The following is a 25,195-nucleotide window of genomic DNA, read 5'->3' as shown; positions in this document are numbered from 1 at the left end:
TTCAGTTAAATCCCTGAACGGCGTGCTCCAGCGCGGCGCGCAGCAGTTGGCGGTCGTGGCGGTACTTGATATCGGCGGCCTCCAGCGGTTCACGAATAATCAGGCGGTTTTCCACCCGGCTGACGTCAGTGGACGGGCCAACTACGATCGCGTCGATCACCCGCTTGCCAATGTAGTGCTCCATCATCGCCAGTTTGTCGGCCACGGTAAGCGTTGCCGCCGCAGGACTCAACTCGCGGCCCAGGTTGCCGATAAACACCATGTTAGCGGGCGTCCGGCGTAATGCCTGCGCCATCTCTTTCATGAGCAGAATGGGCATCAGGCTGGTGTAAAAGCTGCCCGGTCCAATCAGAATGAGATCGGCTTCTGCAACGGCATCAAGCGCTTCGCGGGTGGGCTGCACGGCAGGATGCAGCATCAGTTCCTGCGGTGGAAGCTGCATGGCGTCGATAGCGGTTTCCCCATACACCGCGTTGCCCTCGCTATCGGTTGCAACTAAATCAACCGGATGCTCTGACATGGGGATTAAAAAGGCGTCAACTTTCAACAGGTTTCTGATGATGTTGACCACTTCCAGCGGCCGCACGCTAAGGTGATCCAGCGCTTTCAGTATCAGGTTACCCAGATTGTGTCCGGCCAGTTCACCGTTGCCGGTAAAGCGATATTCGAACATGGCGGAGGCCACGCTCGGCTCCGTGATCAGCTGGTTAATACAGTTACGCAGGTCGCCCCAGGCGATGCCACCTTCTGCGCGACGAATGCGGCCTGTGGAGCCACCGTTGTCTGTCGTGGTCACAATGCCTGTGAGGCGTGAACCCAGAGGGGACAGGGCCGACATCACGCGTCCTAATCCGTGTCCGCCACCTAAGGCCACCACGCGATCCAGGTCCGCCAGTGTTCGATTCATACTTCTCCTTTTCACGTCTGCGCCGGCCAGCGGCCCGGTTGATGCCGACGGGGGTAATTTACGTCAATGCTTACCGGGTATTTTAACTTATCCTGTGAGCGAAATACGGTGAAAGTTAACGTTATGCAGCACACAGAGTAAAAGCCGTGGATGGCGCATCACCACTAATCGCGCTACCATCTGTATACCGCGTTGACCAGCCGGTCAACGTACACTCAAGCCTGAATGCCTACGTCGGTGGATAGGGGATTCAGGCCGTAGCCTACGCGCTGCCAGGGTGCAGGAAGAAATGACTGCATCTCCCGAATTGGAAAGGTGTTCTGGTGTCACAATTTACTGATGCATTTGCGCGCAAATTTTACTATTTGCGCCTGTCGGTCACGGATGTATGCAACTTCCGTTGTACCTATTGCCTGCCCGATGGCTATCAGCCAAACGGTATCCGCAATAAAAGTTTTCTCTCGCTGGATGAAATTCGTCGGGTCACGCGCGCCTTCGCGGCGGCGGGCACGGAGAAAGTGCGCCTGACCGGCGGTGAACCTTCATTACGTCGCGATTTTACCGACATCATTGCGGCGGTCAGAGAAAACGCGGCTATCCGCCATATCGCCGTCACCACCAATGGTTACCGGCTGGCGCGTGACGTTAAGCAGTGGCGCGATGCCGGACTCACCGCCCTGAACGTCAGCGTGGACAGCCTTGATGCACGCCAGTTTCATGCCATAACCGGTCAGGATAAATTCCACCAGGTGATGGCCGGGATTGATGCGGCCTTTGAGGCCGGCTTCAGCCAGGTCAAAGTGAACAGCGTGCTGATGCGCGACGTCAACAGCCACAACCTCACGACCTTTCTTGACTGGATCCGTACGCGCCCCATTCAACTGCGTTTTATTGAGCTGATGGAAACCGGTGAGGGCGGTGCGCTGTTTCGCGAGCAGCACGTGTCGGGCGAGGTGATCCGCGATCGACTTCTCGCGCAGGGCTGGCAGCGCCGTATCAGCGGCCGCAGCGATGGCCCGGCGCAGGTGTTTTATCATCCGGATTACGTGGGTGAAATCGGACTGATCATGCCGTATTCCAAAGATTTTTGCGCCAGCTGTAACCGCCTGCGGGTTTCCGCTCAGGGTAACCTGCACCTGTGTCTGTTTGGCGATGGCGGCATTCCGCTGCGTGATTTACTGGCGTCCGACGATCAGCAAGATGAATTGCAGGCGCGCATTGCCAGCAGCCTGGGCCAGAAGAAACAGACGCATTTCCTGTTGCAGGGCAATACCGGTATCACACAGAATCTTTCTTACATTGGCGGTTAATTGCAGGAGCAAATATGGGTAAACCAGCCAGCGCGTTTCAACCGTTACAGCTTGCCACGCTGACGGTCTCAGACAGCCGTGATGCCAGTAATGATACGTCCGGGGATTATCTACGTGAGGCTGCGGCCGAAGCCGGACACAGCGTCATCGACCACGCCATCGTGCCCGACAATCTTTACCGCATTCGGGCTATTGTCTCACGCTGGATTGCCAGCGAGGATGTGCAGGTGGTTATCGTCAACGGCGGCACCGGCTTTAACCTGAAAAACAGCACCCCTGAGGCGCTCCTGCCGCTGTTCGATCGGGAAATCGAAGGCTTTGGCGAGCTGTTTCGCATGATTTCCTATGAAGACATCGGCGGTTCGACGTTACAGTCCCGCGCGGTCGCCGGTCTGGCAAACCAGACGTTAATTTTCGCGGTTCCCGGCTCGACATCGGCCTGTACCAGCGCCTGGGAGCGCATCATCGCCGAGCAACTGGATGCCCGTACGCGTCCCTGCAACTTTGTTACCCATTTAAAGAAGCTTTGAGCATGTCACAACTTACCCACATTAACGCCGCTGGCGAAGCCCATATGGTGGATGTTTCCGCTAAAAACGACACCGTGCGCGAGGCACAGGCTGAAGTGCTGGTGCTGATGAAGCCGGAAACCTTACAGATGATTATTGAGGGCAGTCACCACAAAGGTGACGTGTTCGCGACGGCGCGCATCGCCGGTATTCAGGCGGCAAAACGCACGTGGGAGCTGATCCCCCTTTGCCATCCGCTGATGCTGAGCAAAGTGGAAGTCGCGCTGGTGGCTGAGCCAGCGTGGAACCGGGTGCGCATTACGTCACTGTGTCGGCTCACCGGGAAAACCGGGGTAGAAATGGAAGCCCTGACGGCGGCCTCCGTAGCCGCGCTGACCATCTATGACATGTGCAAGGCGGTACAAAAAGACATTGTCATCGACCAACTGCGCCTGCTGCACAAAAGCGGCGGCAAAAGCGGCGATTTTCAGGCGGTTGCCCATGATTAAGGTGCTGTTTTTTGCTCAGGTGCGGGAACTGGTGGGCACCGATTCGCTCACCCTGGCTCCGGATTACCCCGATGTGGCGGCGCTGCGGGCTGCTCTGGCGCAGCGGGGCGAACGCTGGGCGTTGGCCTTGGACAGCGAACGTTTACTCGCCGCAGTTAACCAGACGCTCACCGCACTGCATCATCCCCTGCAGGACGGCGATGAAGTGGCCTTTTTTCCGCCGGTGACGGGAGGATAAATGAACACGCAAATTCGGGTGGGCCCGGCTGCCTTTGATATGGCTCAGGAGTACCAGTGGCTGGCGGGATGTCCAGAAGACGGCGCTGTGGTGACCTTTACCGGCAAAGTGCGCAATCATAATCTGGGGGATGATGTGGCGGCCCTGACGCTGGAGCATTATCCCGGCATGACGGAAAAGGCGCTGCAGGAAATCATTGATGACGCACGCCAGCGCTGGCCGCTGCAGCGGGTTTCCGTGATTCACCGCATTGGTGAACTCTTCCCCGGCGATGAAATTGTGTTTGTTGGCGTCACCAGCGCACACCGCAGCAGCGCGTTTGCCGCCGCGGAGTTTATTATGGACTACCTGAAAACCCGCGCTCCGTTCTGGAAACGTGAAACCACCGAACAGGGCGACCGCTGGGTGGATGCGCGCAACAGCGATCATGAGGCCGCTCAGCGCTGGGATTAGGGGCGAGCGTTGCGCTGCGGGGGCAAACCGGATCTTTCCCTACGCGTGCTCGCCGCCGCCCTCGTCGCGTTGCAACGGCATCACGTTACCGTCCAGCGCGTTGACATCACAGATCCCTTTTCCGCCAGTTGCGCGAAAAGCGATAACCTGAGTTCAGATAATCCACCCTGCTCTGCGAAGCGGGGCAGTGTTAAGCTACTCTTTTTCCCCTCAGAGGACAGGTATGTCATTCACTTCTTTACCCAAACGCCTGACGCTGCTTGCCGTGCTGATCCTGGCGGGCTGTAGCAGTAAAAAAACGCCGGAAGCGCCTGCAAAGCAGCCTGAGGATGTAAAAGCGCAGATCCAACGCCTGCTGCCTGCCAACGTCAGTAATAAATCAGGCTGGGCAGATGATATCTATACCTCATTCCGCACCCAGGGGCTTGAGGCCAGCGACAGCAACCTGTGCGCGGTCATTGCCGTAGCGGGACAGGAGTCGGGTTTTGACGCCAGCGGTAACGTGCCCGGCATGTCAAAAATTGCCTGGGACGAGATCGACCGCCGCGCGGCGAAGGTTCACGTGCCGGCGTTTTTAGTGCGCACAGCGCTGCTCATCAAATCCAGCAACGGCGAAAGCTATGCCGCGCGGCTGGATAAAGCCAAAAGTGAAAAAGATCTGAGCGATATTTTCGACGACTTTATCGAGATGGTGCCCATGGGGCAGACATTGTTTGGCAACCTTAACCCTGTGCATACCGGCGGGCCGATGCAGGTGAGCATCGCGTTTGCCGAAGCCCATGCCAAAGGCTACCCATGGCCGGTTGACGGCTCCATCCGCCGTGAGGTCTTCACCCGCCATGGCGGCGTTTATTTCGGCACGATGCACCTGCTCGGTTATCCTACCGATTACAGCAAGCCACTTTACCGCTTTGCGGACTATAACGCGGGCTGGTACGCCAGCCGCAATGCCGCTTTCCAGGCGGCAGTCTCTCGTGCGACAGGCATGAAACTGGCGCTGGATGGCGATCTCATTCAGTACGGCTCAGACAAGGCGGGATCGACGGAGCTGGCGGTGCGCACCCTGGCGAAACGCCTGGATATGAGCAACAGCGAAATTCGCGACGATCTTGAGCAGGGCGAAAAGGCCGAATTCAGCAACAGCGACGTGTGGAAGCAGGTCTTTGCGCTGGCAGATAAAATGGCCGGACGGCGCCTGCCCCGTGAAATGTTGCCAGGCATTAAGCTTGAAAGTCCTAAAATCACCCGCAATTTAACCACCGCGTGGTTCGCTCAGCGCGTGGACGGTCGTTATCAGCAGTGCATGAAACGTCAATAAGCACGGCGTTGTGGCGCAGTTGAACAGAGCTGTGCCACACTTAACCAGGCTCCCCTGTCAGGGGAATAACCCATTTGTTCAACAAGAGGTGCATCATGGACCGATATCCACAGAATGATTCAATAGTTCAGCCTGCATCTCGCGGGTTGCAGGCTTACATGGCACAGGTTTATGGCTGGATGACCTGTGGTTTATTACTCACCGCGTTTGTCTCCTGGTTTGCCGCCCGCACGCCGGCGGTGATGGAGCTGGTGTTTGCAAACCGCATTACCTTCTTCGGCCTGATTATTGTGCAGCTGGCGCTGGTGTTCTTCCTCTCTGGCATGGTCCATCGCCTGAGCGGTGCCGTAGCGACCGGGTTATTTATGCTCTACTCGGCCCTGACCGGGTTAACCATGGCCAGCATCTTCCTGGTGTACACCTATTCCTCCATTGCCAGTACGTTCTTTGTCACGGCGGGGATGTTTGGTGCCATGAGCTTCTATGGCTACACCACCAAGCGCGATCTGAGCCGCCTGGGCAGCCTGCTGTTTATGGCGCTGATCGGTATTCTGCTGGCATCGCTGGTGAACTTCTGGCTGAAAAGCCCGGCGTTGATGTGGGCGATTACCTACATTGGCGTGGTGGTGTTTGTGGGCCTGACGGCCTATGACACGCAGAAACTGAAAAACATTGGCGAGCAGATTGATGCGCGCGACACGGAAAACCTGCGTCGCTACTCGATCATGGGCGCGCTGACGCTCTACCTTGACTTCATCAACCTGTTCCTGATGCTGCTGCGTATTTTCGGCAATCGCCGCTAAAAAACGGGCTGCTCTGGTTTGCCAGAGCAGCCGCTCCCCGGTTACGACTTCTGCAGTTTCTGTTCGTTTTTATGCCGCATATGCTTAGCGCGACTCTCCAGCCCCAGGTACAGCACCAGCGCCAGCAGCAGGGGCAAAATAAAGTAGAGCACCCGGTAGGCCAGCAGGGCGGCAATAATGGTACCGTGAGAGAGATCTTCGCCGCTCAACAGCGCTAAAAACACCGCCTCAAGCACGCCAATCCCCGCCGGAATATGAATAATCACGCCAGCGATACTGCTGATCAATAAAACCCCCAGCACCATCGGATAGCCCACATCCCGGCCCAGTAGCAACCAGATAATGGTGCCCATCACCATCCAGTTGGCACAGGAAACGGCAAACTGAAACAGCGCCATACGTAATGAAGGCAGCTGTAACGTCTGGCCTTTGACCGTCCAGCGGCGACGTTTTGAAAAGGCACAGGACCAGAGGTAGAAGGCGACCAGCACCAGCAAGACAACCCCGATCAGCCGTAGCGTGGTTTCGCCAATAAACCAGCCGCTGGGAATGGAAACCATGCCCGCGCTGAAAACGACGCCCGCCAGCAGGATATAGCCCAGCCAGTTGGTGGCAATGCTAAGTGAGAAAATGCGCGTAATGGTACCGCTGTCCAGGCCAAGGCGTGAGTAAAGTCGATAGCGCATAGCCACGCCGCCAACCCAGGTACTGAGGGTCAGGTTAAAGGCATAGCAGATAAACGACACCAGCATCACCTGGCGCCTGGCCAGTTTATGACCGCAGTAGGCGCGACCGATCAGGTCGTAACAGCCATACACGAGGTAGCTGACGATCACCAGGCCTGCGGCGGTCAGCACCACGAAACGGTTGTAGTTGACGATAACTTTATAGACGTCATCCCAGTTCACCTTGCGTGCATAGATGACCAGCAGCACAATGACGGCCACGAAGAACAGGCCGGTGAGTATTTTTTTTGCCAGTTTCCAGCGCGGATGCGTGTTTGCCATCAGGATTTCGCTCCTTCATTGTTGGCTTCGACGCGATCTTGCGTCTCCATTTCAGGCTGCACGGGCGGGTCAACCTGGGCCAGTTTTGGCGTGTGTGCCGGCAGCCAGCCGGCGATTGCAGGAAAGTGGCGCAGGAAATGGAACACCACGACGCTTTTCGACAACTGCCACCAGTTACGCGGCGGCAGTTTATCCTCCTGAACGCGCTGGCAATCTTCTGCCAGTAAATGCTCAAGATTGTCGCGTAATGTCTCATTAAAGTGGCGATCGTGAATGATCAGGTTCGCTTCGAGGTTTAGCGACAAACTTAAGGGATCGAGGTTGCTGGAGCCGACCGTCGCCCACTGCTGATCTTTCACCGCCACTTTACCGTGCAGCGGACGACGGCAGTATTCGTAGACCTCCACGCCAGCATCCACCAGATAGTTATAGAGCAGCTCTGCGCCCACTTTCACAATCGGCATATCTGGCTCGCCCTGCACAATCAAACGCACCCGAACCCCGCGCTGTGCCGCATTGCGCATTTCCCGCAACAGTCGGTAGCCGGGGAAAAAATAGGCATTCGCGATAATCACGTCCTGTTTGGCACTGCGCAGCATATCCAGATAGTGCTGTTCAATATCGTCCCGGTGATCATCATTATCGCGATACACGAAGAGCACCTGCGCGTCGCCGGGCAGGGCGTTCTTAGCCGGACGATGTGAGCGCTGTCCCCACCAGCGGCGGGTGGTGGCCTGACTGCCGATTGCCTCTTGCAGGTAGCGGGTAATATCCGCCACTACCGGCCCTTTCACCTCAACGGTGTAATCCTGTTTGGCTTCAGGGCCATAGTCGGTGTAGTGCTCGGCGGAGAAATTAATCCCGCCGACAAAGGCGATAACCCCGTCAACCACCACGGTTTTGCGATGCAGGCGGCGAAAGACGTTGGTGCGCATGCCCATCACCAGCGGACGCGGATCGTAGTAAATAAAACGGACGCCCGCCTGGGTAAGGCTGTTCACAAAGTCGTCTGACAGCTCCGACGATCCGTAACCATCCACCATCATTTCAACTTTGACGCCGCGCTGTGCTGCGGCCAGCAACTCGCGGTGTAAAGCGTTACCGACATCGTCTTCAAACAGGATAAAGGTTTCCAACAGCACACTGCGCTCGGCACGCTGAATTGCGCCAAAAACCCGGGGGAAAAACGTATCCCCGTTTTCCAGCAGGCGCAGTTTATTGCCGTTTTGCCAGTCAAAATTCATAGATGGATCTCCACCGCCAGCGGCGCGTGATCGGAAAGGTGTGACCAGGGTTTACGCGGCAGCGCCCAGGGATGACTCACCGTGGCGTTGCGAACATAAATACGATCCAGTCGTAGAAGAGGAAAGCGGGCCGGGAAGGTGCGTGCCGGTCGCCCATGTTTGATGCTGAATACCTCTTTTAGCCCGGCCCCTTTTTGCAGGATTTTATTGGCGCGTCCCTGCCAGTCGTTAAAATCGCCAGCCACCACCACGGGCGCATCCGGCGGCAGGGCCAGCACCATCTCGTTCAGCATTGCCATTTGGGCGCGACGGTGGGCCGCTTTCAGACCCAGGTGAACGCAGATAACGTGCAGCGTACCGTAGGGCGCGGGGAGCGTAATCTGGCAGTGCAGCATGCCCCGGTTTTCACTACCGGCCACCGAGACATCGCGGTTCTGATATTCGGCAATGGGAAAGCGCGACAGCACGGCATTGCCGTGGTGTCCTTCCGGATAGACTGCGTTACGCCCATAGGCAAAATCATTCCACATGGTGTCAGCCAGAAACTCGTAATGTGAGGTATTGGGCCAGTTTTCATGTTGCAGAGGATGGATGTCATGTGTTCCCATCACCTCCTGCAACAAGACGATATCTGCCGACGTTGCGCGTACGGCTTCGCGCAATTCTGGCAAGATGAAGCGTCGGTTAAACGGGGCAAAACCTTTATGGGTATTGATCGTCAGGACTTTAAATGAAAATCCTTGCTGGATTTGTGGCATACTCGCGACGCGCTCCTTTTCATCTTCATCAACCACAAAGTGTAGTCTTTGTCACAAATGGAGGGTGAAGAAGAGGAATAAATAAGGCGTTATCTGATATTTGCTTTACATTGATGAAACCGTCCCTGGCCGGATCCGGTTGCATTCAGGCAACCCGCCAGGTCTGCAGGAGAAAAAATGAAATTGTCTAATCGCTTTCAAATTATTACCGGTCAAACCTGGGCCCATATCGCTATGCACCTGCTGGTGATTGCCGCGCTGGTATGGGGCTGGAAACACAAAGCACTGGTCGAAGTGTGCAGTACCCTGGTGGTGACGTATGCAGGGGTGTTTATCGCCATGCTGATCACGCAGCGTAGTGCCCGTTTGCGTACCCTCGGTGATTACCTCGAAGAGGCGACGACCACCTACTACTTCGGCGCTGCGATGATGACGCTGTTCCTGGTCTCTCGCATTTTCCACAACAATCTGCTGCTGGCCAGCCTGGGCATGGTTATGCTACTGGGCCCGGCACTGGTTTCTCTGCTGGCCAAAGAGCCTGCACGACGCATTGAGAAAAAACGCAGTTAACTGAGCTGTCCGATAACCAAAGCCACCGTAAGGTGGCTTTGTTGTTTAGGCCGTTTGTAATCAATTGTGAGCTATCTCGCACAGGAACGTTAAAGCTGTTACACTCCGCCGCTTATGCATCGTAGTTTGCACCCTTTTCACGCGTCAGCGTCAGCTGGCGTCACTATCCCTCTGAAAACTACACCGTGAAACACGGTCAGAGTGGACCGGAGTAATACTCGTCATGTCTTTTGACTCTCTCGGCCTGAGTGCCGATATTTTGCGTGCGGTTGCTGAGCAAGGCTACAGCGAACCGACTCCTATCCAGCGCCAGGCGATTCCTGTGGTGCTGTCCGGCCGCGATCTGCTGGCAAGTGCGCAGACCGGCACCGGCAAAACGGCCGGATTCACGCTGCCTTTACTACAGAAGCTGTCGGCGAATACCGGCGCAGTACGTGGACGTCGTCCGGTGCGTGCGCTGATCCTCACGCCTACCCGTGAACTGGCCGCTCAGGTCGGGGAAAACGTTGTTGAATACAGTAAGTATTTACCGCTTCGTTCGCTGGTGGTGTTTGGTGGTGTCAGCATTAACCCGCAGATGATGAAGCTGCGCGGCGGGGTCGATATTCTGGTGGCAACACCGGGCCGTTTACTGGACCTGGTCCATCAGAACGCGGTTGACCTCTCTCAGGTGGAAGTGCTGGTTCTGGATGAGGCCGATCGTATGCTCGATATGGGCTTTATCCACGATATTCGCCGTGTGCTGGCAAAACTGCCTGCCAAACGTCAGAACCTGCTGTTCTCTGCCACCTTCTCGGACGAGATTAAAACCCTGGCAGAAAAACTGCTGCATAACCCGGAGCAGGTGGAAGTGGCACGCCGCAACACCGCTTCGGAGCAGGTTTCTCAACAGGTGCATTTTGTTGATAAGAAACGCAAACGGGAACTGCTGTCGCAGCTGATCGGCGAAGGTAACTGGCAGCAGGTGCTGGTGTTTACCCGAACCAAGCATGGGGCTAACCACCTTGCAGAACAGTTGGGTAAAGACGGTATTACCGCTGCGGCGATTCACGGCAACAAGAGTCAGGGTGCACGTACGCGCGCACTGGCTGATTTTAAATCCGGCGCAATTCGCGTGCTGGTGGCCACCGATATCGCGGCCCGTGGCCTGGATATTGAAGAACTCCCACACGTCGTAAACTATGAGCTGCCAAACGTAGCGGAAGACTATGTGCATCGTATTGGTCGTACCGGCCGTGCGGCGGCAACCGGCGTCGCACTGTCACTGGTGTGCGTGGATGAACACAAACTGCTGCGCGATATTGAACGTCTGCTTAAGCGTGAAATTCCGCGTCTGGCCGTACCTGGCTATGAGCCGGATCCAAGCATCAAAGCGGAACCTATCGTGAATGGCCGTCAGTCACAGCAGCCACGCGGCCGTGGTCGCAGCCAGGGCGGACAGGGTGCAGGCGCTGCGCGTCCGCAAGGGGACAAGCGTTCACAGCCCCGTCGTCAGGGACCGGCAGCGGGCCCGTCTGACAAGCCAGCCGCGCGTCCACGTCGCCCAGCGCCTAAGCGTAGCGGAAACGCCTGACAATGCGGGTTTTACTGGCACCGATGGAAGGCGTACTGGATTCTCTGGTGCGCCAGCTGTTAACGGAGGTCAACGACTACGATCTGTGCATTACAGAATTTTTGCGCGTCGTGGATCAACTCTTGCCGGTAAAATCCTTTTATCGACTCTGCCCTGAACTGCACCATGCCAGCCGCACGCCCTCGGGCACGCTGGTCCGTCTGCAACTGCTGGGGCAGCATCCGGACTGGCTGGCGGAAAACGCCGCACGAGCGGTTACTCTGGGCTCCTGGGGCGTTGATCTGAACTGTGGTTGTCCGTCAAAGCTGGTCAACGGCAGCGGCGGCGGTGCCACGCTGTTAAAAGATCCCGATTTAATCTATCGCGCGGCAAAAGCCATGCGGGCAGCAGTACCGGCTTCGTTGCCCGTCACGGTGAAGGTGCGGCTGGGATGGGATTCCAGCGCGCGCAGTATGGAAATTGCGGATGCGGTACAGCAGGCCGGCGCCAGCGAGCTGGTGGTGCATGGTCGAACCAAAGAAGACGGTTATCGTGCCGAGGCGATCAACTGGCAGGCCATCGGCGACATCCGTCAGCGCCTACGTATTCCGGTTATCGCGAATGGCGAGATCTGGGACTGGCAAACGGCCCAGGACTGCCTGCGGACCACCGGTTGTGATGCCGTGATGATTGGCCGAGGCGCGCTTAACGTGCCTAACCTGAGTCGGGTCATCAAATACAATGACGCGCCCATGCCCTGGCCGGAGGTGGTGGCGCTGTTACAGAAATATACCCGGCTGGAAAAACAGGGCGATACCGGCATGTACCATGTTGCCCGTATCAAACAGTGGCTCGGGTATTTACGTAAAGCCTACGTTGAAGCCGGTGAGCTGTTCGGTGAGATTCGCGCGTTAAAATCATCCCAGGATATCGCCACGGCCATCGACCGTTATGCCCGGTTGCAAGAGCAGGCCAGCTCTGAAACCTTCAATGTGGTGAAAACCGGTTAGCGCAGCGTCCTGCCGCGCTTGCCATTAATACTTTTCAGGCACGATCATCGTGTCCGGCACGTCATTACGGCGGTAATCCTGCGATCGTTCACGCGGTGGCAAAATAATTTCATCATGCGTAGCGTCTTCATAAGGCACCTGTTGCAAGAGGTGGCTGATGCAGTTCAGTCGCGCACGCTTTTTATCCACGCCCTGAACGACCCACCAGGGCGCATCCGGGATATGGGTCCGGCTCAGCATCTCTTCTTTGGCTTCGGTATAATCTTCCCAGCGGCGGCGACTTTCCAGGTCCATCGGGCTGAGTTTCCACTGCTTCAGCGGATCGTGAATACGGCTCAAAAAGCGCAGTTCCTGCTCCTCGTCCGTAATGGAAAACCAGTATTTGACGATTTGAATACCGCTGCGGGTCAGCATTTTTTCAAATTCCGGCACGCTACGATAGAACTCCTCGACGTCAGCCTCACTGCAAAAGCCCATCACCCGTTCCACGCCCGCCCGGTTGTACCAGCTCCGGTCGAACAGCACCATTTCCCCGGCGGCGGGCAGATGAGCAATGTAACGCTGGAAATACCACTGGGTTTTTTCGCGGTCGTTAGGTGCTGGCAGGGCGGCAACCCGGCAGGTGCGCGGGTTAAGGCGTTGTGTGATGCGTTTGATAACACCGCCTTTACCGGCGGCGTCGCGGCCTTCGAACAGAATGACCAGCCGATGGCCGGTGCGCATCACCCAGTCCTGAAGCTTAACCAGTTCGCCCTGCAGGTGCAGCAGTTCGCGAAAATAGCGACGACGCCAGGCCTTCTCATCATTCCCGTCAGGCGTGGTCTCGCCAAAACGCAGGTCGTCGAGTTCCATCTCCAGTTCTTCATCGTAGCTGTCGTAGAACTCCTGTAACAGACGCTGATTAAATGTATCCCGGTTGAAGCTGTTATCGTGTGTTGCCATAACGAATCACCTGGTCAGATGTGGATAAACAGCCCGTAGAGCAGGGCAGAAAGTAAGACTGAAACCGGCAACGTCAATATCCAGGCCACTGCCAGATTCCGCAGCGTGGACATTTGCAGGCCTGATCGGTTCGCCGCCATGGTGCCTGCCACACCGGAGGAGAGAACGTGCGTGGTGGACACAGGCAAACCGAATGCGTCGGCCGCACCGATGGTCACCATCGCCACCAGTTCGGCGCTGGCACCCTGCGCATAGGTCAGATGGGTTTTACCGATACGTTCCCCCACGGTGACCACAATGCGACGCCAGCCAACCATTGTGCCCAGCCCCAGTGCAATCGCCACGACCACCTTCACCCAGACAGGAATAAAGCGCGTAGCGCTGTCCAGCTCGGTTTTCACGGCGGTTAAATTGCGTTCAGTGTCGTCCGGCAGGGCAACGTGGGCGCTTTGCAAATGTTTAATGGACTCCGACGCGAGGTACATTTGATTGCGCGTGTTGCTCACGGATTGCGCCGGGATATTTTCCATCGAGCCGTAGCGGCGGATCTGTTCGCCCACGTCGTGCAGCGTCATCGCCAGGGCCGGCAGCACGTTGGCATTCATTTTTTCGCTGCTGACAAACGCGGTTAACACGTCCCGTGGGGCCGGTGCGGGCGTGGTGGCAGGCTGAATGTGCAGGAGCTGGCGCGCCGTGACGTCGGTCAGGGCGGCCACGCGCGGGATCTGATCGGGCGGCAGGGAACGGTTCAGGGCATAGGCGATCGGCATGGTGCCGACCAGGATCAGCATGATGAGCCCCATGCCTTTTTGTCCGTCATTCGATCCATGGGCAAAAGAGACGCCGGTACAGGTCAGAATCAGCAGTCCACGGATCCAGACGGGCGGCGGCTCGTTGCTCTGCGGGGCCTGATAAAGCTGACGGTTACGAATAAACAGCTTCATCGTCCACAGTAGCAGGGCGGCGCAGACAAACCCCACCACCGGCGACAGCAGAAGGGCATAACCGACTTTCAGGGCCTGCTCCCAGTCCACACCGCTCAGCCCGCTGCGCCCGTGCAGCATGGCATTGGCAACGCCCACTCCGATGATCGAGCCAATCAAGGTGTGCGAGGAGGAGGAGGGCAGGCCAAGATACCAGGTGCCCAGGTTCCAGATAATGGCCGAGAAGAGCAGGGCATAAATCATGGCAAAACCGTTGCCGCTGCTGGCCTGCAATATCAGTTCGACGGGCAGCAACGAAATAATCCCAAACGCCACCACACCGCTGGAGAGCATCACGCCAAGGAAATTGCAGAATCCCGACCAGACCACGGCAACACCGGGCGTCAGAGAGTGGGTATAGATGACCGTCGCGACCGCATTTGCGGTATCGTGAAAACCGTTTACAAACTCAAAGCCCAGCGCAATCAGCAGCGCGAGGCCTAATAAAAAGAAGGGTAAGTAACTGGTGACCGGCGTGTTGGTTTTTTCTACGTCATGAAACAGGTTAAATCCGGCAAAGGCCAGACCGGCGATCAGCAGAAGAAAGAAAATCGGTTTTGTGAAGCGGCTACCTTTGCCATTGAAATCGGGTCGTCCATGAGTCGGGCCTGAAGAGGGTAAACTGTTTTCGCTCATGCAAAACCTCATAGCGGATGCAGATGCGGATTTACATCTGTTTCACGCTGTGTGATACCCGCTTTTTGTGACAAAAAAATGATCTGCGCCGTGAGAGGTCATTTTGCTGTAACAAAACTTCAGCAGGCTGAACCTCTTTATTAATGATGCTGACAGGATAGCCATGGCGACAGACATTGTTCTTACCCCACAAAAACGTGATTTTGATGATGATGTGGCAGGACTCATTCATGGTTATCTCTTTTCTCCCGATGCCCTTCCTGTTCGCCTGAATGCCCGTGAAGCAGTTAAACTCGGTGAGCATCTTCCTGATGACGGCTTTCTCTGGCTGCATATCAATCTGAACCATGCCCGCGCGCAGCACTGGGTGCAGAGTCATTTTCAGGTGGATGATGACTTCTTCGATGAAATTCACTCGGCCTCGCCGCGAACCCGGCTGGCGGAGCAAAGTAGCGCGTTGCTGGCGGTACTCAACGACGTCACGCTTAACCAGGAGAACCGCAGTACGCAAAATGCGACGCTGTGGATATGGTGCCGGCGTAACCTGGTGGTCAGCGCACGTTATCGCCCGTCAGTGATGATTGAAAAGATGCAGCAGAGGTTAGCCCGGCATAGCTTTCCCAGTGCAGAGGCTTTGTTGCTTTATCTGCTTGGTGAGCAGGAGTCGCAACTGGAACAGGTCGTGCGGCGCATCAGTCAGGTGGTCGATAACATTGAAGAGCGCCTCTTAAGCCCCGCCATTAAAGCTAATCGCAGCGAGCTGGGGCACTACCGGCGCATGCTGTTGCGGATTCAGCGCCTCCTGGCACCTGAACCGGCGGCGCTGTTTCGCTTGCTCAACCGACCTCCGGCCTGGCTCAACCACGACACGCTCCGCGAGCTGCGGGCGTTTACCGAAGAGTTCAGCGTGGTGCTCAACGATCTCGCCAGCCTGATGGAGCGCATCCGGCTGTTGCAGGAAGAGATTGCGGCGCGTCTGATGGAACAGAGTAACCGCACGCTCTACCTGTTAACCGTGATAACCGTTCTGGCACTGCCAATTAATATTGTGGCGGGATTTTTTGGCATGAATGTAGGCGGTATTCCGCTGGCGGCGAATCCGCACGGGTTTTTACTGCTGGTGCTGATCGTGCTCGCGTTTACCCTGCTGGCGGGTTGGCTGGCCTTGCGAAGGCCCAGCGTGTAGAGGCTGCGCCCGGTGACAAAGCCTGTAAAGGGCACAAAAAAAAAGCCAGCCCGGTTAACCGGTACTGGCTTTTTACCCTGTTAAGGATCAGACCTTACAGATTACCATTGCTTGCTGGCGCAGGCTGTGACGGCTGCACAGGCTGTGAAGGCTGAACCTGCGGCTGCTGTTCTGCCGGTTGCGACTGCTGAGGCTCAGGCTGTACAGCGACCGGATTCGTTGGCTGTGACATCACCGGCGTCATCGGCTCTTCCTTCGGCTCGGCGTCTTCGCCTTCGGTTACCTGAACAGGCGCGGGCACCACGTTGTTTTCTGGCGCGTTAACCTGTACGGGCATACCGGAGCGGTTCTGAATCGCTTTATCAACCTGAGACTGGTTGACGCTGCCGTCTACCAGAACTTTGCCAACGGCCTGGGTCAGCGTAATTGGCACCAGCTCACGAGAGTTAAACTGCTCTTCCGTGGTCGAGAGCGGATTGTGCACTTCCATCCAGCGTGAACCGTCTGGCTCAACCGAGGCTTTCACCGGCTGGTTGATAAACTGCACGCGCGTGCCAACCGGCACATGATCGAACAGCCATTTGATGTCGTCGGCACGTAAGCGCACACAACCGTGACTGACCCGCAGGCCAATACCGAAGTTAGCGTTGGTGCCGTGAATGGCATACAGACGACCGATATAGAGCGCATACAGCCCCATCGGGTTATCCGGACCGGCCGGGAAGACGGCAGGCAGGTTTTCACCACGTGAAGCGTACTCCGCGTGCATCGCTTTCGTTGGCGTCCACGTCGGACCATCTTTTTTACGCTGAACAGTGGTGGTCCAGTTCAGCGGCGTGTCTTTACCCAGTTCACCGATACCGATAGGCAGTACAACCACCGTTTTGGTGCCTTTCGGATAGTAGTAAAGACGCATTTCAGCACTGTTGATCACAATGCCTTCACGCGGCGCGTCAGGTAACAGTAACTGCTGTGGGATAATCAGTTTGCTGCCAGGTTTTGGCAGATAAACGTCAACGCCCGGGTTGGCTTCCAGCATATTGCTGAGGCCCATTTGGAACTGAGCTGCAAAAGCTTCCAGAGGTAATTTGCTGTCCTCGGGAATGGTAATTTCAATATTTTGCCCGGTCAGACGGCTGTTTGCCGGCGGTAACGGGTAAACAACAGCAAGGGCTGACTGACTGAATGCCGCCAAAGCCAATGCAAGTGAAGCGAACGCGCGAATGCTTTTTTTCATATTTTACAAGTCTTTATCGCCATGTTTCAGGCTTGTCAATGTATCGAACCCATGCTGGTCACTATGACCTGCTGCGCATTATATGTTCATTAAACTGATGTTGTGAATCAGGATTTTAACCGCTTTAAAATACTTTACCTGACTCGCCTGCGTTATCTGCCTTTGTTCTTTACCAATTTGGGCGAAAAACAGCCCATTATGGCTGCCAAAGCGTGACGTCCCCGTTTAGCTTACGGTTCAGGAAAAACGCAGCGCTGATCAACGCAAGATGCGTCAACGCCTGGGGCGTATTTCCCAATGCCTGCCCATGACTGTCAAACTCTTCCGCATACAAACCCAACGGATTAGCGTAGCTCAGTAATTTCTCGAACTCAAAATGTGCCTCGCGAATGCGTCCGGCACGCGCCAGACATTCCACATACCAGAACGAGCAGGCACCAAAAGAGCCCTCTGCGCCCGTTAGCCCATCAGCTGGCGTTTCGTGAATGTTATAACGACGTACCATGCCGTCGCTTACCAGGTTCACCTGGATGGCATCCAGCGTGGCGATCCAGTCCGGATCGGTGGCGCCCACAAAACGCACCAGCGGCATCAGCAGCATGGAGGCATCAAGGTGTTCACCGTGGCGGGTCGAAACAAAATGCCCGCGTTCACTGTTCCAGAAATTCTTCCAGATATCATCGCGGATCTCGCGACGGGTTTTGTCCCAGCGATCGTAAGGCATCGGCAGTGAACGCTTCATTGCCAGCCGCAGGCCCCGATCCAGAGCGACCCAACACATTAAACGTGAGTGAAGGAAGTGCTCCGGCTCGCCGCGCATTTCCCAGATGCCGGCATCGGGCTGATGCCAGTTATCGCACAGCCAGTCCAGCATTTCTGACACATGATTCCAGCCCCGCTGAGAAATGGCCTCGCCGTATTTGTTGGACAGGTAGATGGCATCCATCAGTTCGCCATAAATATCTAGCTGTTTTTGCCGCCAGGCATCGTTACCAATGCGCACCGGACTGGAGTTGGCATAGCCGGACAGGTTAAGCAGCGACATCTCCTGAAGATCCGTACTGCTGTCCAGGCGGTACATCACCTGCAGCCGCATTTCATCGTGGTGGCTGTTTTCTACACAGCGACCGACCCATTCCGTAAAGTGCTTGGCTTCGTCCACGTAACCCAGCCGCATCAGGGCGTACATGCTGAATGAGGCATCCCGTATCCAGGAGGCGCGGTAATCCCAGTTGCGCTCGCCGCCCAGCTCCTCGGGCAGGCCAAAGGTGGCAGCCGCGGCGATGGAGCCGTGTTGCCAGGAGGTCAGCAGCTTAAGAACCAGCGCAGAGCGTTGTACCATCTCCTGCCAGCGACCGTGATAGGTGCTGCGGCTGCTCCATTCCCGCCAGTAGCTCAGCGTTTCTTCAAAGCAGTTGGCGGTGGCCAGCTTTTCGATGTGGGCATCCTGTACGCTGCCAAATTCGAATTCGGCATGTTCACCGGCTTTAAGCTCAAAACTGGCGGTGGCGTGATTGCCTTCCAGCGTCATCACCACCGTTGCTGCCAGGCGCAGCGAGGGCTGATCGGTGGCGTGAAAATCGATACAGCCCCGCTGTACCTCAGCGCGGGTGTCCGCCCGGGCGTAATCATGGCGCGGGGAGCACACCATATTAAAGCGTGCCCGGCCCCGAACCATCTTTACCCGACGGATGATACGCGGCAGTTTATCCTGCCGGTCGCAAATCGGCATGTAGTCGGTGATCTCGGCGACGCCTTCTTCGGCCAGCCAGCGGGTCTGCAGGATGTTGGTATCAGGCAGATAGATTTGCTGGCGACGGGCGTTTTGCCAGTCGGGTGCCAGGGAAAACAGGCCGGCCTCGTCGCTGTCCAGCAGGGCGGAAAACACCGATGGGCTGTCCAGTTCTGGCCAGCAGAGATAATCGATAGTGCCATCGTTTGCGACCAGGGCGCAGGTGCGTAAATCGCCTATTACGCCATGGTCGTCAATCTTACGTTTAACCTTACTCATCGGTTTCTCCCTGTCAGTGTCAGCCTTAACTATAGCCAGGTGCCTTCATCGCGCTGTGTTCTGACACAGATCGTTAATCCGGGCGCCGGGCCGTCCGCAAACGGCACAATTTTCATTGCGGTATATACTTTTCATACACTTCCAGAGGAGACCGTCATGACTACACCACAACGAAAAGTTGCAATCGTTACCGCGTCGGATTCAGGCATTGGCAGTCGTTGTGCTGAAATGTTAGCAGAGCAGGGGTTTGATATTGGCATCACCTGGCGGTCTGATGAGGAAGGCGCACAGCGCACGGCAAAACGGGTGGCGGAGATTGGGCAGCGAGCTGAGACGATCCAGCTCGACCTGGCCGATCCGCCCGCAGGGGGCAAGGTGCTGCAGCAGCTTATAGACAAGCTGGGCCGCATTGATGTTCTGGTCAACAATGCCGGGGCGAATTTCAAAGCGGACTTTATGGACGTGACCTGGGAAGACTGGCGTAAGACATTTAGCGTAGATGTGGATGGCGTGTTTATCTGCGGCCAGGTTGCGGCACGCAACATGATCAAGCAGGGGCAGGGCGGACGTATCATCAACATCACCTCCGTGCATGAACATACTCCGCTGCCGGGTTCCGTTGCCTACACCGCGGCTAAACATGCGGCAGGCGGGCTGACTAAATCGATGGCCTTGAGTTTGCTGCCCCACAATATTCTGGTGAACGCCGTGGCGCCAGGCGCGATCGCCACGCCGATGAACAAAATGACCGATGACGATGCGCACAAGGTCAAAATGCCTGAGATCCCTGCGGGTCGTCCTGGAGATACGCACGAAATTGCCAGCATGGTGGCCTGGCTGAGCTCTGAATGGGCCACCTATACCACCGGCCAGTCATTTATCATCGATGGCGGCTTTATGCTGGCAAATCCCCAGTTCAAGGGTTACTGATCGTCGGCCCGGCGGTTATTCCAGTGGCGAATGGCCCAGCGAACCCCAAAGGCAAAGAGCACGGCGGCAGCCAGCCACAGCAGATGTTTAAAGTGCTGATCAAGCTTGTGCAGCCAGGGGGCAATAATTCCGCCAGCAAAATAGCCGAGTGTCACAAACAGCAGTGACCATAATGCCGCCCCAATGATGTTAAGCGCCAGAAACTTCAGCGGATTGAGGCGGCTTGCCCCAATGATAATGGGACCAATCAGGCGAAAGCCGTACATAAAGCGCGCGCCGATCACGAACAGGCTGGGACGCCGCTTAATCAGGCGGTTAGCTTTAACAATTTTGTCCTGATGTTTTTTAAACCGCCGCAGGATGCCTGTACCAAAGCGCCGGCCAATCCAGAAGAGCAGCTGGTCGCCCAGAATGCCGCCTGCCATCGCCGCCAGTACCACACCCGCGTAATGCAGTAATCCTTCATGCGCGGCTACGCCGCCCAGCAACAGAAATGTTTCCCCTTCGGCAATACAGCCGATAAACAGTGCAAGATAGCCGTACTGCGTAATTAATGCGTTGATATCCAAATGCAAGGTGCACTTCCTGTGTGAAGAAATTTCTTTCAGTTTATACCTGATTCGTTAAGCCATCCGTTTAAGCGTTAATCAGCGATCTTTTTCGCTGTTTTTTTGCGCAGGCCCCACAGAAGTTGCCTTGCCGTTTATACTGTAAGCAATGCTGCCCTTACGTGGATGCTGCATCAAAACGGGGTAGCCCAACGGCATCAGAGGAGTAAGCGTATGAACCATGTCTGGGGTTTGTTAGCGCATCCTAATCAGGAAATGCGCAATATCAAGCAAGAGAACGAAACGGTTTCGCACCATTACACTCATCACGTTCTGCTGATGGCAGCCATTCCGGTTATTTGCGCCATAATCGGCACCACGAACTCAGGCTGGAATCTGGGTGAAGGGCAGTATGTACAATTGAATTTCCTGACAGCACTGGGCCTGGGTATTCTGTTTTATCTGTTGATTCTGGGCGGCGTGGCGGTGATGGGACGCGTTATTCACTGGATGGCGCGTGACTACCCGCAGCGCCCTGGCGTTGAACGCTGTACGGTGTTTGCGGGCTATGTGGCTACGCCGCTGTTTTTAAGCGGACTCGTGGCACTTTATCCGCTGGTATGGCTGTGCGTATTAGCGGGTGCGCTGGCGCTGCTGTATACCGGCTATCTGCTGTACGTGGGCATCCCGCTGTTTCTGAACATTGACCGGGATGAAAGCCTGCGTTTTTCCAGTTCCACTCTGGCCATCGGCGTGCTGGTATTTGAAGTGTTGCTGGCCTTAACCGTGATTCTGTGGGGCTATGGCCCGCACCTGTTTTAACGTGCCGTTGCCGCCTGCAGGGCGGCAACATCTTTTTAACGCTCAGAAACAATCTCACCAGGATAATTTCACCGCTTCAGAGTATGATGCTGCGGCCAGCCCGCGCTCTGCCTGCTCAGTCGTCGGCGGCCTGTGTTTACACAGCGCACAATCTTAACCGGGTCTTTTTTTCACGATGCCTGCAAAAATTCGCTTTTCACTGTTAACGCTGGCGCTGCTCGTTTCCGGGCAGGTTGTTTCCCTTCCAGCACAGGCGACCACGACGCTGTCGCAAATGGCGCCCATTGCTCAGCCGCAAATTGCCTCAGGCAGCGCCCTGATCGTCGATCTGACGAGCGGGAAAACGTTATTTTCCAGTCACCCTGACCGGGTGCGGCCGATTGCCTCGATCACCAAGTTGATGACGGCAATGGTGGTACTGGATGCGCATCAGCCGATGAACGAGATGGTCACGGTTGATATCAGTCAGACGCCAGAGATGCGCGGCGTGTTTTCACGCGTGAAGCTTAACAGCCAGATAAGCCGTCGGAGCATGCTGATGCTGGCGCTGATGTCATCTGAAAACCGCGCGGCGGCCAGCCTGGCCCATGCGTATCCCGGTGGATATAACGCCTTTATTAAGGCGATGAATGCTAAGGCGCGTGCGCTGGGCATGAACCATACCCATTACGTTGAACCTACCGGTCTCTCCATTCAGAACGTCTCCAGCGCAGAAGATTTGGTGAAGCTGTTAAAAGCCACGCGCGAATATCCCCTGTTGGGCGAGCTGAGCACGACCAAAGAAGAAACCGCCGTATTTACCCATCCCAGCTACGCGCTGCCGTTCCGCAATACCAATCATCTGGTGTATAAGAATGGCTGGCACATTCAGTTGACCAAAACGGGCTATACCGATGAAGCGGGACATTGCCTGGTCATGCGCACCATGATTAAAAACCGCCCGGTGGCACTGGTGGTGCTGGATGCATTTGGTAAATATACCCATTTTGCCGATGCTAACCGTCTGCGCGACTGGCTGGAAACGGGCAAAGCGGCGCCGGTTCCGGCGGCCGCGCTGGCCTATAAAAAACAGAAAGCAGGTCAGGTTGCCAGCAACGCTGCCAGCGGTTCTGAAGTAGAGTAATATCCCGTCGGGCTGCCGCGGGCGGCCCGACCAATATTGATCGGTATTCCTATAGTTTCACGCCAGACGAAAACCTAAACTACCCGCAAATGGCGAGGGTGATTCGCCTGATTACTGTGCCGGAATCTCATTCATATGCTCACGTTACGATCCTTTATTGTTCTGATTTTTTTAGCATTGTTCACCGCCGTTCCCACCCTGAGCGTCGCCGCAGACGATCCGGCTCAGGCCACCACTACCCAGCAGCCTGACGACAAGCCGAAAGTGAACGCCTCGGTCGAGCTGCCCAAGATGCAGAAAATCCTCGACAAAATTAAAAGTCAGGTTTCCGTTGAAAGCGATGAAAATAAGCTGAGTCGGCTGAATGAAATGGCGTTGGAGCTGTCAGGCAATACGGATACGCTGGCCCAGGCGTTGCAGCCTGACCGTCAGCAGCTTGAGGCCCAGCTGGCCGTGCTTGGCCCAGCCCCCAAACCGGAAAGCGGCGTCAAAGAGACGGCAGACGTCACGCGCAAACGTAGCGCGCTGGAAAGTCAGAAAAGTAAGCTCGACGATCAGATTAAGCAGGCGGAGGGCATTAAAAACAGCGCCCTGATGCTGTCATCGCAAATCGTCAATCTGCGCCGCGATCAGTTGAAAAACAAACTGGCGCTTAACTCTGGCAGCATTTTAGGGCCACGTTTCTGGTCGCCGGTATTCAGCAGTCAGGATCTTGATGATGAGAAGATTGGCGATTTCTTAAATGAGCTGAAAGATACCGCTGCGCTATCCTGGGAGTCAGGCTGGCGTCTGGGTACGCTAGGCTGGTTGCTGGCCGCCGTGCTGGTGATGACGTTGGGACGCCGCTATGGCGAAGAATTTTTAGCCTGGGTCAGCATTAATAAACTGCCGGAAGGACGCCTGCGCCGCAGCTTTCTGGCGACGGCCGTGGCCCTGACCAGCCTGGTGGCGGTGGTGTTGACCTTTGCCTTTATTTCCCAGGCCTTTACCCGCCGCGATGAAGTTTCCAGCGACGTGCAGGACTTTATTTATCGTCTGGTCGAATTAAGCGTTTATTGTGGTTTGATTGCCGGGCTCGGGCGGGCATTTTTGTCCACGCGTCGGCCAAGCTGGCGTTTACCCACCATCTCGAACGAGGTGGCGCTGGCCCTGAAACCTTTCCCACCTATTACCGCCTTGCTGGTGTTTATTTTCCAGACGGTAGAGTCCTTTAACTACACCGCCGGGACCAGCCTGAATACCAGTATCTTTGCTAACGGCCTGACGGCATTGCTGATCGGCAGCACGGCGCTGGCAATCAGCATGCGCACCAAGCGCGTTCGTCGGCGTCTGGCGCAGGAAGGCACGCCGCCGGAAGCGCGCTCAACGCTGGTCGGGCTGATTCAGATGGCCCTGACGCTGACGTCGCTGACGATTCTGGCTTCGCTGGTGATTGGTTACGTCACCCTGGCGCGTTTTTTAAGCTACGAGCTGGTGTGGTGTGGCATTTTGTTTGGTTCGTTTTACATACTCAGTCATTTGATTAACGACGGCTGTGAAAGCCTTTTCTCTGTCAATAATACGACGGGCAAGCGTATTCAGGGCTCGCTAAACATTGATGAGCGACATCTGCAGCAGGTCGCCACCATTCTTGCGGCGATCGGTAAAACCTTGCTGATCATGTTTGTCGCGCTGGCACTGCTTAACGGCACCTTTGCCTCTTCAACACCGATTGAGCTGCTGCAAAAGGCGATTGAGTTCTGGGGCGGTAAGGGCCTTGAATCCCTGAATATTGTGCCTGCCCACCTGGTTAACGCGCTGCTGTGCCTGATTGTGGGCATCTATATTCTGCGCTCGGTACGTCGCTGGCTCGATAACGACTTCCTGCCAAAGACCACCATGGACAGTGGCATGCGCATGTCATTGGTGACGCTGTTCAGCAACGTCGGCTATGTCCTGATTATTTTGCTGACGCTGTCGATTATGGGGCTGCAGTGGAACAAGCTGGCCTGGATCGTCAGCGCCCTGTCGGTCGGTATCGGTTTCGGCCTGCAGGAAATCGTTAAAAACTTTATTTCCGGTCTGATTTTGCTGACTGAACGTCCGGTCAAAGTCGGGGATTTGGTGACGATCAGTGGCGTTGAAGGGGATATTCGCCGCATCAACGTGCGCGCAACGGAAATCCAGCTGGGTGATAAATCCACCGTGATCGTGCCTAACTCTCAGTTCATCTCTCAGAACGTACGTAATGCGACAATGGGCAATGCGCAGGGCGTGGTGACCATTAGCCTGACGTTTCCGCTGGATATCGACCCGGTACAGGTGCGGGAGATTTTGCTGAAGGTCTATGAGGAAAACGAGCGTATTCTGGAGAACCCGGAACCCTCGGTATCCTTTAAAGATCTTACCGCCCAGGGCATCGTACTGAGCGTCACCGGCAACGTTGCCAGTCAGCGCCAGATCGCGGGCGCGAAGAGCGATCTACTGTTCGATATTCTGACCCGCTTGCGTAAAGAGGGCATTGTGCTGTCCACCCCTCAGACTATGATTATTGAGCGCCGTCAGCTGGTTTCTTCTGATGCGGTAACCGAAGAACCTCCTCGCTAAATA

At 56.0% G+C, this 25,195-nt stretch carries 24 protein-coding genes and 1 riboswitch; of the genes, 15 read left to right on the top strand and 9 right to left on the bottom strand.

The annotated features are described in order from the left end of the window. Position 1: 1 nt before the first annotated feature. Positions 2 to 907 carry a gluconeogenesis factor YvcK family protein gene (locus tag P9J57_RS14255; RefSeq protein WP_014593223.1) on the bottom strand — a complete coding sequence of 302 codons (906 nt, stop codon included), beginning with the start codon at positions 905 to 907 and terminating at the stop codon, positions 2 to 4. Between the two features lie 200 nt (positions 908 to 1,107). Then, a riboswitch (molybdenum cofactor riboswitch) is annotated at positions 1,108 to 1,241 on the top strand. On the opposite strand from P9J57_RS14255, the gene moaA reads away from it, so the two are divergent. The 7 genes from moaA (at position 1,228) to P9J57_RS14220 (ending at position 6,047) form a co-directional block, all read left to right on the top strand. Next, positions 1,228 to 2,217, top strand: a complete 990-nt coding sequence (gene moaA / locus P9J57_RS14250) for a GTP 3',8-cyclase MoaA (protein ID WP_165971849.1) — start codon at positions 1,228 to 1,230, stop codon at positions 2,215 to 2,217. It overlaps the preceding riboswitch by 14 nt. Before the next feature lie 14 nt (positions 2,218 to 2,231). Beyond that, positions 2,232 to 2,747, top strand: coding sequence for a molybdenum cofactor biosynthesis protein B (gene moaB, locus P9J57_RS14245; protein ID WP_024470897.1), 516 nt, complete (start codon positions 2,232 to 2,234; stop codon positions 2,745 to 2,747). Positions 2,748 to 2,749: 2 nt separating this feature from the next. Beyond that, entirely contained in the window at positions 2,750 to 3,235 is a 486-nt protein-coding gene (gene moaC, locus P9J57_RS14240; RefSeq protein ID WP_014593226.1) for a cyclic pyranopterin monophosphate synthase MoaC, read from the top strand. Then, a complete protein-coding gene (moaD, locus tag P9J57_RS14235; protein ID WP_019106149.1) occupies positions 3,228 to 3,473 on the top strand; it encodes a molybdopterin synthase sulfur carrier subunit in 246 nt (81 codons plus the stop codon). Before moaC ends, moaD begins: the two co-directional genes overlap by 8 nt. Then, the gene (moaE, locus tag P9J57_RS14230; RefSeq protein WP_014593228.1) at positions 3,474 to 3,926 is read left to right on the top strand and encodes a molybdopterin synthase catalytic subunit MoaE; all 453 of its coding nucleotides are present in this window, start codon (positions 3,474 to 3,476) and stop codon (positions 3,924 to 3,926) included. It begins immediately after the preceding gene. Between the two features lie 223 nt (positions 3,927 to 4,149). After that, positions 4,150 to 5,244 (top strand): DUF1615 domain-containing protein, encoded by a 1,095-nt coding sequence (locus tag P9J57_RS14225; RefSeq protein WP_014593229.1) that lies wholly within the window; start codon positions 4,150 to 4,152, stop codon positions 5,242 to 5,244. Positions 5,245 to 5,339: 95 nt separating this feature from the next. After that, positions 5,340 to 6,047: a Bax inhibitor-1/YccA family protein gene (locus P9J57_RS14220; protein WP_014593230.1), complete on the top strand. Its 708-nt coding sequence runs from the start codon at positions 5,340 to 5,342 to the stop codon at positions 6,045 to 6,047. Positions 6,048 to 6,088: 41 nt separating this feature from the next. On the opposite strand, the gene P9J57_RS14215 is transcribed toward P9J57_RS14220, so the two are convergent. Genes P9J57_RS14215 through P9J57_RS14205 form a run of 3 tightly spaced genes read right to left on the bottom strand, consistent with a single transcriptional unit; the run spans position 6,089 to position 9,056 of the window. Further along, positions 6,089 to 7,054, bottom strand: a complete 966-nt coding sequence (locus P9J57_RS14215) for a lysylphosphatidylglycerol synthase domain-containing protein (RefSeq protein ID WP_014593231.1) — start codon at positions 7,052 to 7,054, stop codon at positions 6,089 to 6,091. Next, complete coding sequence (gene clsB, locus P9J57_RS14210) at positions 7,054 to 8,298, bottom strand: cardiolipin synthase ClsB (protein ID WP_014606268.1); 1,245 nt, start codon at positions 8,296 to 8,298, stop codon at positions 7,054 to 7,056. Before clsB ends, P9J57_RS14215 begins: the two co-directional genes overlap by 1 nt. Then, the gene (locus P9J57_RS14205) at positions 8,295 to 9,056 is read right to left on the bottom strand and encodes an endonuclease/exonuclease/phosphatase family protein (protein ID WP_014593233.1); all 762 of its coding nucleotides are present in this window, start codon (positions 9,054 to 9,056) and stop codon (positions 8,295 to 8,297) included. Before P9J57_RS14205 ends, clsB begins: the two co-directional genes overlap by 4 nt. A 177-nt stretch (positions 9,057 to 9,233) precedes the next feature. On the opposite strand from P9J57_RS14205, the gene P9J57_RS14200 reads away from it, so the two are divergent. From P9J57_RS14200 to dusC, 3 genes are all read left to right on the top strand, one after another. Continuing rightward, a complete protein-coding gene (locus P9J57_RS14200) occupies positions 9,234 to 9,626 on the top strand; it encodes a YbhQ family protein (protein ID WP_013025119.1) in 393 nt (130 codons plus the stop codon). A 223-nt stretch (positions 9,627 to 9,849) separates the two neighbouring features. Continuing rightward, on the top strand, positions 9,850 to 11,199 hold the full coding sequence (gene rhlE, locus P9J57_RS14195) for an ATP-dependent RNA helicase RhlE (protein WP_014593234.1): 1,350 nt from the start codon (positions 9,850 to 9,852) through the stop codon (positions 11,197 to 11,199). A 2-nt stretch (positions 11,200 to 11,201) separates the two neighbouring features. Beyond that, positions 11,202 to 12,188, top strand: coding sequence for a tRNA dihydrouridine(16) synthase DusC (dusC, locus tag P9J57_RS14190; RefSeq protein WP_116584338.1), 987 nt, complete (start codon positions 11,202 to 11,204; stop codon positions 12,186 to 12,188). 24 nt (positions 12,189 to 12,212) lie between these two features. On the opposite strand, the gene ppk2 is transcribed toward dusC, so the two are convergent. Both ppk2 and P9J57_RS14180 read right to left on the bottom strand, forming a co-directional pair. Further along, complete coding sequence (gene ppk2 / locus P9J57_RS14185) at positions 12,213 to 13,130, bottom strand: polyphosphate kinase 2 (RefSeq protein WP_013025123.1); 918 nt, start codon at positions 13,128 to 13,130, stop codon at positions 12,213 to 12,215. 14 nt (positions 13,131 to 13,144) lie between these two features. Then, positions 13,145 to 14,749, bottom strand: a complete 1,605-nt coding sequence (locus tag P9J57_RS14180; RefSeq protein WP_014606264.1) for an inorganic phosphate transporter — start codon at positions 14,747 to 14,749, stop codon at positions 13,145 to 13,147. 163 nt (positions 14,750 to 14,912) lie between these two features. Between P9J57_RS14180 and P9J57_RS14175 the strand changes: the two genes are divergently transcribed. Continuing rightward, positions 14,913 to 15,935, top strand: coding sequence for a transporter (locus P9J57_RS14175; RefSeq protein ID WP_483279265.1), 1,023 nt, complete (start codon positions 14,913 to 14,915; stop codon positions 15,933 to 15,935). A gap of 94 nt (positions 15,936 to 16,029) precedes the next feature. Here P9J57_RS14175 and P9J57_RS14170 read toward each other — a convergent pair whose 3' ends face one another. Together P9J57_RS14170 and P9J57_RS14165 are read right to left on the bottom strand one after the other, a co-directional pair. Further along, positions 16,030 to 17,172 carry a L,D-transpeptidase family protein gene (locus tag P9J57_RS14170; RefSeq protein WP_013025126.1) on the bottom strand — a complete coding sequence of 381 codons (1,143 nt, stop codon included), beginning with the start codon at positions 17,170 to 17,172 and terminating at the stop codon, positions 16,030 to 16,032. Between the two features lie 196 nt (positions 17,173 to 17,368). Then, a complete protein-coding gene (locus tag P9J57_RS14165) occupies positions 17,369 to 19,183 on the bottom strand; it encodes a glycoside hydrolase family 15 protein (protein WP_014606262.1) in 1,815 nt (604 codons plus the stop codon). A 156-nt stretch (positions 19,184 to 19,339) separates the two neighbouring features. On the opposite strand from P9J57_RS14165, the gene P9J57_RS14160 reads away from it, so the two are divergent. Continuing rightward, positions 19,340 to 20,113 carry an SDR family oxidoreductase gene (locus P9J57_RS14160; RefSeq protein WP_022623669.1) on the top strand — a complete coding sequence of 258 codons (774 nt, stop codon included), beginning with the start codon at positions 19,340 to 19,342 and terminating at the stop codon, positions 20,111 to 20,113. On the opposite strand, the gene P9J57_RS14155 is transcribed toward P9J57_RS14160, so the two are convergent. After that, positions 20,107 to 20,688 (bottom strand): DedA family protein, encoded by a 582-nt coding sequence (locus P9J57_RS14155; RefSeq protein WP_014593240.1) that lies wholly within the window; start codon positions 20,686 to 20,688, stop codon positions 20,107 to 20,109. The two genes, P9J57_RS14160 and P9J57_RS14155, sit on opposite strands and share 7 nt — an antisense overlap. A 207-nt stretch (positions 20,689 to 20,895) precedes the next feature. Between P9J57_RS14155 and P9J57_RS14150 the strand changes: the two genes are divergently transcribed. The 3 genes from P9J57_RS14150 (at position 20,896) to P9J57_RS14140 (ending at position 25,192) form a co-directional block, all read left to right on the top strand. Continuing rightward, positions 20,896 to 21,483: a Yip1 family protein gene (locus P9J57_RS14150; protein WP_013025130.1), complete on the top strand. Its 588-nt coding sequence runs from the start codon at positions 20,896 to 20,898 to the stop codon at positions 21,481 to 21,483. Positions 21,484 to 21,658: 175 nt separating this feature from the next. After that, positions 21,659 to 22,606 (top strand): D-alanyl-D-alanine endopeptidase, encoded by a 948-nt coding sequence (gene pbpG, locus P9J57_RS14145; protein ID WP_014593242.1) that lies wholly within the window; start codon positions 21,659 to 21,661, stop codon positions 22,604 to 22,606. A gap of 135 nt (positions 22,607 to 22,741) precedes the next feature. Further along, entirely contained in the window at positions 22,742 to 25,192 is a 2,451-nt protein-coding gene (locus tag P9J57_RS14140) for a DUF3772 domain-containing protein (RefSeq protein WP_014606259.1), read from the top strand. Positions 25,193 to 25,195 lie beyond the last annotated feature (3 nt).

The sequence above is a fragment of the Pantoea sp. nfd-35 genome, assembly GCF_056892255.1.
Note: the sequence above shows the minus strand (reverse complement) of the source record. Positions and strands in the feature narration are given on the sequence as shown.